This is a genomic window from Caballeronia sp. M23-90 (assembly GCF_053574605.1).
This window is the reverse complement of record NZ_JBSIPA010000259.1, coordinates 1-9,295: the sequence shown is the minus strand read 5'-3', so window position 1 is coordinate 9,295 and position 9,295 is coordinate 1. Positions and strand designations below refer to the sequence as shown.

Below are 9,295 nucleotides of genomic sequence, written 5' to 3'. Positions count from 1 at the left end.
GGCGCTTTTTCTTTTAGCCCAGACATGCAGGACATTTCCATGACCGATTCCAGCCATTCGTCGAAAGAATTTAGTTTGCAGACTCGCATCGTCCATCCTGAGGACGAGCTGACGCCCGGTTTCCAGTCGTTTTCGGTGCCGGTCGCGCGTGCGTCGACGGTCGTGTTTCCGGATCTCGCCACCATGCGCGCCCTCGTCTGGCACGACGACAGTCAGTGGCGCTATGGCCTGCATGCCACGCCGACATCGCTTGCATTGGCACAACGCCTCGCCGTGATCGAAGGCGGTCAGCATGCGTTGCTGGCACCGTCGGGGTTATCGTCGATATCGAATGTGTATTTCGCGCTCGTCAAATCCGGCGATCACGTGCTGATTCCGGACAACGCGTATTCGCCCAATCGCGAACACGCCGACTGGCTCGCCAAGGATTTCGGGCTCGAAGTGACGTATTACGATCCGCTGATCGGTGCGGGTATCGACGCATTGATCCAGCCGAACACCAGGCTGATCTGGCTGGAAGCACCGGGCTCGGTGACCATGGAAGTGCAGGACGTGCCGGCCATTACGAAGGTTGCGCGCGCACATGAGGTGTTGACCGCTATCGACAACACCTACTCCGCCGGCCTCGCGTTCAAGCCGTTCGAACACGGCGTCGACATCTCGGTGCAGGCACTGACGAAGTATCAGTCGGGCGGGAGCGACATTTTGATGGGCGCGATCATCACCGCCGATAAACCCCTCCACGCCCGGATCAAAGCCGCGCGGATGCGCATGGGGATCGGTGTGTCGTCAGACGATTGTTCGCTGGTGTTGCGCAGCTTGCCGAGCATGAAAATCCGCTTCGAAGCGCATGATCGGACGGCGCTTTCATTGGCGCGCTGGCTGAAGACACGCCCGGAAATCGCGGCGGTGCTGCATCCGGCGCTGCCGGATTGTCCGGGCCATGAGTTCTTCGAGCGCGATTTTACGGGCGCGGGCGGCCTGTTTTCCATGGTCTTCGATAAGCGCTACAGCCCGGCGCAAATCGATACCTTCGTTGAAGCGCTGGCAAACTTCGCGATTGGCTGGAGCTGGGGCGGCGCGAACAGCCTCGCCATGCCGTACAACATCAAGTCGATGCGCACCGCCGGCGCGTGGCCGCATGAGGGCGTGCTGGTGCGTTTGTATATCGGGCTGGAGGAGGAGGCCGATCTGCGCGCGGATCTGGAGCGCGCGCTGGACGGCCTGGGCGACTGAGAACAACCAACGGCGGCGTTCAGAAGAGTTTCAACAGGCCATCGAGTCCCACGAAATTGAGCGCGAGCGTCGCTGATTCCCGGACCACCGGCTTTGCCCTGAACGCCACCGACAACCCCGCTTCCGCCATCATCTTCAGGTCGTTCGACCCGTCACCCATCGCGATGGCGCGCTTCGGATCAATCCCGAGCTGAGCGCACGTTTCACGCAACGTGCGGGCTTTCACTTCGGCGTTGACGATCTCGCCGGTCACCTTGCCGGTCAGCTTCCCATCGATGATTTCCAGTGTGTTTGCGCGCGTGAAATCCAGGCCGAGGCGTGCTTTCAGTTTTTCGGTGAAGAACGTGAAACCGCCGGACACCAGGAGCGTTTTCAGGCCGGCGGCGCGGGCGCCCGCGAGCATGACTTCCGCGCCCGGCGACAAGCGCAGGCGCTCCTCGTACACGCGCTCCAGCGCGTTTGCATCGAGTCCTTTCAGCAGCGCGACGCGCCGTGTCAGGCTCTCGTTGAAGTCTTTGATTTCGCCGCGCATCGACGCTTCCGTGATCGCCGCGACCTCCGCTTTCAGCCCGCAGAAGTCGGCGATTTCATCGATACATTCAATCGTGATCAGCGTCGAATCCATGTCCATTGCAACCAGGCCGAAGTCGGCAAGTCGCGCGTCCGGTGCCACGAACGCGTAATCCAGCCGATGTGTGCCGCAATAGGCATCGATGTCCGGACGCTGCAGCGGATCAGCGCCGCTCAACCGCAACACCGTGCCGTCAGCGGCCGCGCGCTCCGTTTGCCGCGAACGGGCGAGGGCGGCGAGCGGTTTCAGATGGGTATCGGCGATCGGTTCCAGGCTTTGGATGACGAGGTTCATGGCGGGAGGGGATATTAAGCGGCGAAAGACCGTCATTGTAATGGTCCCGACCGATGGCGAACGCACGCGCCACGCCGCTATCATGAACGTCAGATGACATAACGGAGACCCGCATGACCCCGACCGACCACGCACGCGCCTTCGACCTGCGCCAGCTCGACGCCGCGTTCTACGCCGATCCCTATCCGGTCTACGATGCGTTGCGCGCCACCGAGCCGATCAAGAGAATGCCGGACGGTTCGCTCTTTCTCACACGATACAAAGACGTGCAGGCGGTATATCGCGATCCGAAGACCTTCAGTTCGGACAAGACCGTGGAGTTCGGCCCGAAGTACGGCGCCGACAGTCCCCTTTTCGCACATCACACGACCAGCCTCGTTTTCAACGATCCGCCGCGGCATACCCGGGTGCGCAAGCTCATTGCGGGCGCGCTGACGGCACGCGCCATCGCCGCGATGGAACCCGGCCTCGTTAGGCTTGTCGATGCTCTGCTCGATCAGGCCGCCGAGCGTGGCGAGATCGATTTGATCGGCGAGTTTGCATCGGCGATTCCGGTTGAAGTGATCGGCAATCTGCTCGATGTCCCGCACGACGAACGCGCGCCGCTGCGCGACTGGTCCCTCGTGATTCTCGGCGCGCTGGAGCCGGCGCTCACCGTGGAGCAGCACGAGAAGGGCAATCGCGCGGTGACGGAGTTCATCGATTATCTGGTGACGCTGGTGGCACGCCGCCGGAGAAATCCCGGCGATCCGCAGCACGATGTGTTGACGCGTCTCATCCAAAGTGAATCCGACGGCGAAACGCTCGACGAGGCCGAATTGCTGCATAACTGCATCTTCATCTTGAACGCAGGCCACGAGACGACCACGAATCTGATCGGCAACGGCATTGTCCTGCTGGCACAGTGGCCGGAGCAACGCTCGCGGCTGCGGGCCCGGCCGGAGCTGATTGAAAGCGCAATTGAGGAATGCCTGCGCTACGAAAGTTCGAACCAGCTCGGCAACCGGATAGCAACGGCGGATACGCAGATCGCGGACATTGAAGTACCGCGCGGGACGCCGGTAACCTTGTGCATTGGCGCGGCGAATCGCGACCCGGAGCAATTCGACCATGCCGAAACATTCGATATCGCCCGTGAGCCGAACCGCCACCTTGCGTTCGGATTCGGCATTCACCAGTGCGCGGGTTTGTCGCTCGCGCGTCTTGAGGCCCGAATCGCGATCGGACGATTCGTGGCGCGCTTTCCGGCGTATCGGCTGGCCGGCGCACCATTGCGAGCTGCGCGTGCTCGCTTTCGTGGTTTTGTGGAAGCGCCGGTTCTGGTGGAATGACAGACGCGCTGCAGCTTCAACGCATCAGACCGTGCGACATGGCGTAATGGCGCAACGCGGCGTTCATGCGTGTTTGCCAGCCGTCGCCTTGTGCCTTGTACGCATGGACCACATCCGGATCGATCCGCAATTTGACGGGCAGCTTGGGATTCTCGAGCTTGGGCCGTCCGCGCGGGCGCAATAGTTCCTGCGCGCGTTCCTGGCCATAAAGCTCCGGCAGGACATCCGAGGCCGGACGCGCGCGGGCGAATTCGGTATCACCCCATTCCGGATTGTCTTCCGGCGCCAGATCCTTAACTTCTTTGATTTGCTTGTTCATATCTGTTTATCTCGCGAGAATTCGCTTTACGCAGGCTGATCACATGCATCTTCGCGCCGCGCGGAGTAAAAACCAGCATGTGCAACCTGCCTTCAATTAAGCCAAGCACCTGGAAGCGCTGCTCCTCGTAAAGCTTCCTGATGTCTTCGACAATCAGCGCCGTTGTCATATCCAGGTCGCGGACCGCCTCGAAAGACAGCCCACGCTCCCGAATGTTCGTCTCGCTCTTCAACACGTTGTACGAGATTGGCATTAATAATGTACCCCCAAAAATCTGAATGTGCAAGCTTTTAATGTACACCCACGAATTACGGATCGTGCCGGTCTAGCGGCCATATCGATGTCTCGTTAGCAATAATCTGAGGGCTAAAAATTATTTAAAATCGGAAAACTCTTATTCCCATTTCTTTGAGATGAACTTTGGCCTAGTCCTATATGTGTTGGCCTAGAAGTTCACTTTCGTTTATCGATCTTCGCGATTCAGAAGAAGATTCTTAGCGATTACCGTATTTTTCCGCGGAGGTGGAAGTCCATAAGATGGACCCACACTCCGAAGGACGAGGTCGAAGAGTCGCCGCGCGTGCGCAGCTGGGATGCGGTGGGTACGGTGAAGGCGGTCGGTCCGGACATCACGCTCGGTCAAGATGGGCGACGCGGTCGTCTATGCGGGGAGCATCACGCGGCCGGAATTGGCGAAATGGGCAACGAGCTGGGCGCCGATCACAATGTGGATCACTTCGGCGACATGCCGAAGCGCCTGCCGTAATCTCCGCAAGATCAACGCAGCGAACCTGCGCGAGGCGCATCGCCTTCTGGACGAAAGGCGTGCGATCGGGAAGTTAATGACGACGGGGTTCTGATTCTCCGCTTGTTCGGCATTCATCGGTGCGCAGGCTTGTCGCCCTCGCCCCGTAAGGCGGGCGGCCGACTATTGTGTTGCCGCCTATACGCCGTATCGGCTGGCCGACGTCGCAACACGAGATGCGCGTGCTCGCTTTCGTGGGTCTGCGGAAGCGCCGCTCGCGCCTCGCGTGGCCAACGACGCGCAGCGCCTAGCGTCTTCAAGCACCTGGCCTCGAGATGAGTTCCCGACGCATTTGAGCAATGACGCTCGACCAGTCTCGACCCGGCCGGGGCTGCCGGAAGAGCCGGGCGCTTGGATACAAGGATGACGTTTCACTTTTTGTCATCCAGCGCCAGTCAGTTCCGAAGTGAGGCAACATGATCCAGACCGGCTTGCCCAGGGCCCCCGCGAGATGGGCGACCGCGGTATCGACCGTGATAATCAAATCGAGCTGGTTGATTAGTGCCGCTGTATTTGCAAAGTCGTGGAGCTCGCCGCTCAGATCGACAAGTTCTCCGCGACCGTCTGCCTCGCGCGCATCACTTTCACCTTCGCCTTTTTGCAAACTGAAGAAATGAACTGCTTTGATTGAGCTCAATTCCAGCAAGAGTTTGAAGTCGACCAGCGACGCTGAACGATTGATATCGTTCTTTAACTGCTTGCTTCCTTTCCAGACCAATCCGATTTTCAGCAGCGTATCGCATTGTGGAATAACGCCGGTTTTTATGATTGGTGCGCGCAGATATGGATTAACGGTTTCCGGAATTGTGCTGACTGCCGTATGAAAACGGTACGGCAGACTCATTGAGAGCACCCAGTAATCGTGACGATTTACCGACATGCCAGGAGATAACGGAAGAAAATCAACCTCTCCAATGCTCGCGAACAGGCTAACCAGCGTGGGCTTGCAGGCCCACGTAACCTTGCTTGCGCCGGCCGCGGCGAGCGAAGCTGCGTAACGGACCGTCTGGATTTCGTCGCCCAGCCCTTGTTCGCCAATGACCAGAATCGATTTGCCGACTAAATTTTCTCCGCGCCATGGTGGAAACGGCAACTCCGGTGCATTGACGGGACGTGCATCCCACCGCTTCGAAAAGCGGGCTTCATGCAAGGGCCACCCTTCGTCAAAGCGACCTTGTGCAAGCAGGTTGACCGACAGGTTGTAACTTACCCAGTCGGCTGATTCGTCAAACTCAAGCGCGCGCCGATACCACTTCTCCGCCTCAGCAAGATTGGATAAACGGCTTTCGATCAATCCAATATGGCCAAGCGTTGTCACGTCTGTCTTGTTGCGTGCAAACGCCTTGCGGAACAGCTTTTCAGCGGCTTCAATATCACCCTGATCCAGCGTCAATCGACCAAGGTTGTTCAACAAGCCAACGTCGTTCGGTGTGATTTTCAGCGCCGCCTCGAACCGGTCACGGGCTTCAGCGGACCTCTTCAACTGCGCTAGCAAGACGCCATAGTTGGTCAATGCCGCAATTGATTGCTTGTTAATTTCCAGGATTGCTTTGTACTGTTCTTCGGCTAACGCATGGTCACCGCGCTGGTGCGCTGTAAAAGCGGCGTGAAGCGTGTTTTGTTCGTCTTGCATAATTCAAGTTGAAATCAAAATATCGATTAATTAATTTAACAAATCACGCGCTCAATAAATATAGAGAACGATGCTACCACGGCTGATTTATCGAAGGTTTTTAAAAACACGAATGAATTTGAGATAATCGGGCGGGTTGACAGGAGAAATGTAAATTGCAAGCTTTGCTGGCCGCGTTATCCCCGCAGGAACGGGCGTCTGCCCCTGAAAGAGTTCGTTCCAGGTAACTCTTGCAGGCGAATTTTCGTCTTTTTTACGAAGATGTTTTATCGATTGCTGGGTTCTTTGTGAAGCCGAAAGCCCCTAGGATCGGGTTCACACCTTGCAGCCTGAAGCTGAAAACCTTTGAAGGAACTAATCCATGAAAGCCATCGCCCTGACCCGTTACCTGCCGATTTCCAACCCCGAATCGCTAATGGACGTCGAAATCGACAAACCCGCGCCAACCGGACGCGACCTGCTGGTAAAGGTCGAAGCGATCGGCGTGAATCCTGTCGATACCAAAGTCCGCGCGCCGAAGGACAAGGTCGAGGAGTCGCCGCGCGTGCTCGGCTGGGATGCAGCGGGCACAGTCGAGGCGGTCGGCCCGGACGTCACGCTGTTCAAAGTGGGCGACCCTGTGTTTTACGCGGGCAGCATTACCCGGCCGGGTACGAACAGCGAGTTTCATCTCGTCGATGAACGCATCGTCGGCAAGAAACCGGCATCGCTTGATTTTTCGCATGCCGCCGCGTTGCCGCTCACCACGATCACCGCGTGGGAAGCGTTGTTCGACCGGCTGGGGGTATCGGCGGAAGGGAAGGACGCGGGCAAGTCGGTGCTTGTCGTGGGCGGCGCGGGCGGTGTGGGTTCCATCGGGATTCAGCTCGCGAAGAAAGTGGCGAAACTGAGGGTGATCGCGACCGCGTCGCGGCCGGAATCGGCGAAATGGGCGACCGAGCTGGGCGCGGATCATATAGTCGATCACTTCGGCGACATGCCGAAGCAATTGAAGGACGCGGGTTTTGAGCAGGTCGATTACGTGCTGATCTTCAACGATACCGACAAGCATTTCCCCGCGGCTGCCGAGGTCATCGCCCCGCAAGGCGGGATTTGCACGATCGTCGAAAACAGCATGCCGATTGCGGTCGAATTGCTGAAGGCGAAGAGTGCCGCGTTCCATTGGGAATTCATGTTCACGCGCGCTATGTTCGGCACGCCCGACATGATCGAGCAGCACAAACTGCTCACCGAAGTGGCGCGACTGATCGACGCAGGCACGATCAAGACGACGCTCGGCCGTGATCTCGGCAAGATCAACGCAGCAAACTTGCGCGAGGCGCATCGCCTTCTGGAAGAAGGGCGTGCGATCGGCAAGCTGGTGATGACAGGGTTCTGATTCGCCGTCTGAACTGATCTGCCATTGCGTTGCACGCTGCGCGCGCCGCGGGTTTCCCATGAGAAGCCCGCGGCGCGCGTCGCGCTAGACTGGACGCGCCTCGCGCGCGGTCCGAGCCTCCTCGGCGCCGTCGTGTTCATCTCGCGTGACGGCTGCAAACGGAGGGCAACGCATGATCGATCGTTCGGGTTTCGCTCAGTTTTGCCGGCCTGCGGGTACGGCATTCGCGCTGTGCTTTTGTATGGTGTCGGCGCATGCAACGCCCGGCATCAAGGTGATGTCCGAAGTCGCCAACGACGGCCCGATCAAATACACGGTCAAGATGGCGTCCAAGGCGTGGGGTAACGAACAGGAAACACGCACGATCCGCTCCGGCCAGACCGATGACTTCACCTGGCAGAGCAAACCTCCCGGCGGCGCGCAAAACGTGCCGGACGCCTGTCCGGACGTGGGTTCCATCCGCAACGCCAGCGGCGTCACGGTGCGCCAGGTGAAGATCCGCTTTGCGGCGGTGATTGCGAGCAACGGTGACGCCGATGTCCAGATGAATTTCCAGGGCCACACGCCGCGTGCCGCGACGGCGGTTACTGTAGCCGGCAAAAAACTGCAATGTCCCACCGATAATTCCTTTAGCCAGATGACACATTTCACGATGCCGACCGGTGGCGCCGAAAAATCGGTGACGCTCAGCGACGGTACGAAGCTCACCGTGAGCGCAAGCCGCAAGTAAAACCACGGCGCCACGGCGCTTTCCCATCTGGCACGTTTTCTGCGGAGCGTTGACGGTCCGCGCTCGCTGGCGCGGGCCAAAACCGTCAACCGCAATGCTGATAAACCGCTCGTCGGAAGGTCAAGCACGATGCCACACATGATCTGGAAAGGCGCGATCAGCTTCGGGCTGGTCCACGTCCCCGTGCAGCTCTATCCGGCCACGCAGTCGGAGAAAGTGGGCTTCAACCTGCTCGATAAACGCTCGATGGATCCCATCGGCTACAAGCAGTTCAACAAGAACACAGGCAAGGACGTGACGCGCGACAACATCGTGCGCGGTTTCGAGTACGAGAAGGGCAAATACGTCGTGATGAGCGACGCCGAAATCCGCTCGGCCAATCCAGAATCGACGCAAACCGTCGATATCCTCGCGTTCGTCGAAGCGCCCGACATCTCGTTTCTGTCGCTGGACACCCCGTATTACCTTGCGCCCGACCGCAAGGGCGAAAAGGTCTACGCGCTTTTGCGCGACGCGCTGAAACAATCGGGGAAGGTCGGTATCGCGAGCGTGGTGCTGCATAACAAGCAGCACCTGGCCGCGCTGATTCCGGTTGGTCCGGCTCTCGCGCTCAACACCTTGCGCTGGGCCGACGAAGTGCGCGATTTCGACCAGTTCAAGCTACCCGATGAAGACCCGAAGAAAGCCGGCGTCACGCCGAAAGAACTGGAGATGGCGCAGCGGCTGATAGACGACATGAGCGATTCGTGGAATCCGCACGATTACCACGATACGTTCCGCGAAGACATCATGGCGCTCGTCGAAAAGAAGGTGAAGGAAGGGCACACGGAGGAAGTGTCCGAGGTCGAGGAAGGCAAGCCGCGGAAGTCATCGGCGGAGATTCTGGATTTGTCGGAGTTGCTTAAACGCAGCCTGAAGAAGGGCAAGCCCGCGGCGAAGCGCGGCGCCAAAGCGGCTGCTGACCAAGGCGACGACGCGGCTGACACCGAAGAACCGGC

Annotated in this window: 10 protein-coding genes; 6 read left to right on the top strand and 4 right to left on the bottom strand. The window is 58.9% G+C overall.

Going from position 1 to position 9,295, the window contains the following annotated elements; genetic code table 11:
• Positions 1-39: 39 nt before the first annotated feature.
• Complete coding sequence (locus ACRXB1_RS22450) at positions 40-1,236, top strand: cystathionine beta-lyase (RefSeq protein ID WP_449493257.1); 1,197 nt, start codon at positions 40-42, stop codon at positions 1,234-1,236.
• A 19-nt stretch (positions 1,237-1,255) separates the two neighbouring features.
• On the opposite strand, the gene serB is transcribed toward ACRXB1_RS22450, so the two are convergent.
• On the bottom strand, positions 1,256-2,101 hold the full coding sequence (gene serB, locus ACRXB1_RS22445; RefSeq protein WP_449493256.1) for a phosphoserine phosphatase SerB: 846 nt from the start codon (positions 2,099-2,101) through the stop codon (positions 1,256-1,258).
• A 113-nt stretch (positions 2,102-2,214) separates the two neighbouring features.
• On the opposite strand from serB, the gene ACRXB1_RS22440 reads away from it, so the two are divergent.
• Positions 2,215-3,432: a cytochrome P450 gene (locus tag ACRXB1_RS22440; RefSeq protein WP_449493255.1), complete on the top strand. Its 1,218-nt coding sequence runs from the start codon at positions 2,215-2,217 to the stop codon at positions 3,430-3,432.
• Positions 3,433-3,448: 16 nt separating this feature from the next.
• Here the strand turns inward: ACRXB1_RS22440 and ACRXB1_RS22435 are convergent, their stop codons facing one another.
• Both ACRXB1_RS22435 and ACRXB1_RS22430 read right to left on the bottom strand, forming a co-directional pair.
• Complete coding sequence (locus tag ACRXB1_RS22435) at positions 3,449-3,751, bottom strand: BrnA antitoxin family protein (protein ID WP_449493254.1); 303 nt, start codon at positions 3,749-3,751, stop codon at positions 3,449-3,451.
• Positions 3,726-4,004: a BrnT family toxin gene (locus ACRXB1_RS22430; protein ID WP_449493253.1), complete on the bottom strand. Its 279-nt coding sequence runs from the start codon at positions 4,002-4,004 to the stop codon at positions 3,726-3,728. The genes ACRXB1_RS22435 and ACRXB1_RS22430 overlap by 26 nt, the downstream gene beginning before the upstream one ends.
• A gap of 327 nt (positions 4,005-4,331) precedes the next feature.
• On the opposite strand from ACRXB1_RS22430, the gene ACRXB1_RS22425 reads away from it, so the two are divergent.
• Positions 4,332-4,517 (top strand): hypothetical protein, encoded by a 186-nt coding sequence (locus tag ACRXB1_RS22425; protein ID WP_449493258.1) that lies wholly within the window; start codon positions 4,332-4,334, stop codon positions 4,515-4,517.
• A gap of 295 nt (positions 4,518-4,812) precedes the next feature.
• Here the strand turns inward: ACRXB1_RS22425 and ACRXB1_RS22420 are convergent, their stop codons facing one another.
• Complete coding sequence (locus ACRXB1_RS22420) at positions 4,813-6,189, bottom strand: tetratricopeptide repeat-containing glycosyltransferase family protein (RefSeq protein ID WP_449493252.1); 1,377 nt, start codon at positions 6,187-6,189, stop codon at positions 4,813-4,815.
• Positions 6,190-6,550: 361 nt separating this feature from the next.
• Here ACRXB1_RS22420 and ACRXB1_RS22415 point away from each other — a divergent pair, with 361 nt between their 5' ends.
• The 3 genes from ACRXB1_RS22415 to ku form a co-directional block, all read left to right on the top strand.
• On the top strand, positions 6,551-7,567 hold the full coding sequence (locus ACRXB1_RS22415) for a zinc-binding alcohol dehydrogenase family protein (RefSeq protein ID WP_062170012.1): 1,017 nt from the start codon (positions 6,551-6,553) through the stop codon (positions 7,565-7,567).
• 172 nt (positions 7,568-7,739) lie between these two features.
• Entirely contained in the window at positions 7,740-8,297 is a 558-nt protein-coding gene (locus tag ACRXB1_RS22410; protein ID WP_231941243.1) for a DUF6013 family protein, read from the top strand.
• 129 nt (positions 8,298-8,426) lie between these two features.
• The coding region (gene ku, locus ACRXB1_RS22405; protein ID WP_449493251.1) for a non-homologous end joining protein Ku at positions 8,427-9,295 on the top strand (869 nt) is incomplete at its 3' end.

Bases quoted from the DNA above. Each gene is read 5' to 3' on its own strand.
- ACRXB1_RS22450 (WP_449493257.1), top strand. From the start codon at position 40: ATGACCGATTCCAGCCATTCGTCGAAAGAATTTAGTTTGCAGACTCGC.
- serB (WP_449493256.1), bottom strand. From the start codon at position 2,101: ATGAACCTCGTCATCCAAAGCCTGGAACCGATCGCCGATACCCATCTG.
- ACRXB1_RS22440 (WP_449493255.1), top strand. From the start codon at position 2,215: ATGACCCCGACCGACCACGCACGCGCCTTCGACCTGCGCCAGCTCGAC.
- ACRXB1_RS22435 (WP_449493254.1), bottom strand. From the start codon at position 3,751: ATGAACAAGCAAATCAAAGAAGTTAAGGATCTGGCGCCGGAAGACAAT.
- ACRXB1_RS22430 (WP_449493253.1), bottom strand. From the start codon at position 4,004: ATGCCAATCTCGTACAACGTGTTGAAGAGCGAGACGAACATTCGGGAG.
- ACRXB1_RS22420 (WP_449493252.1), bottom strand. From the start codon at position 6,189: ATGCAAGACGAACAAAACACGCTTCACGCCGCTTTTACAGCGCACCAG.
- ACRXB1_RS22415 (WP_062170012.1), top strand. From the start codon at position 6,551: ATGAAAGCCATCGCCCTGACCCGTTACCTGCCGATTTCCAACCCCGAA.
- ACRXB1_RS22410 (WP_231941243.1), top strand. From the start codon at position 7,740: ATGATCGATCGTTCGGGTTTCGCTCAGTTTTGCCGGCCTGCGGGTACG.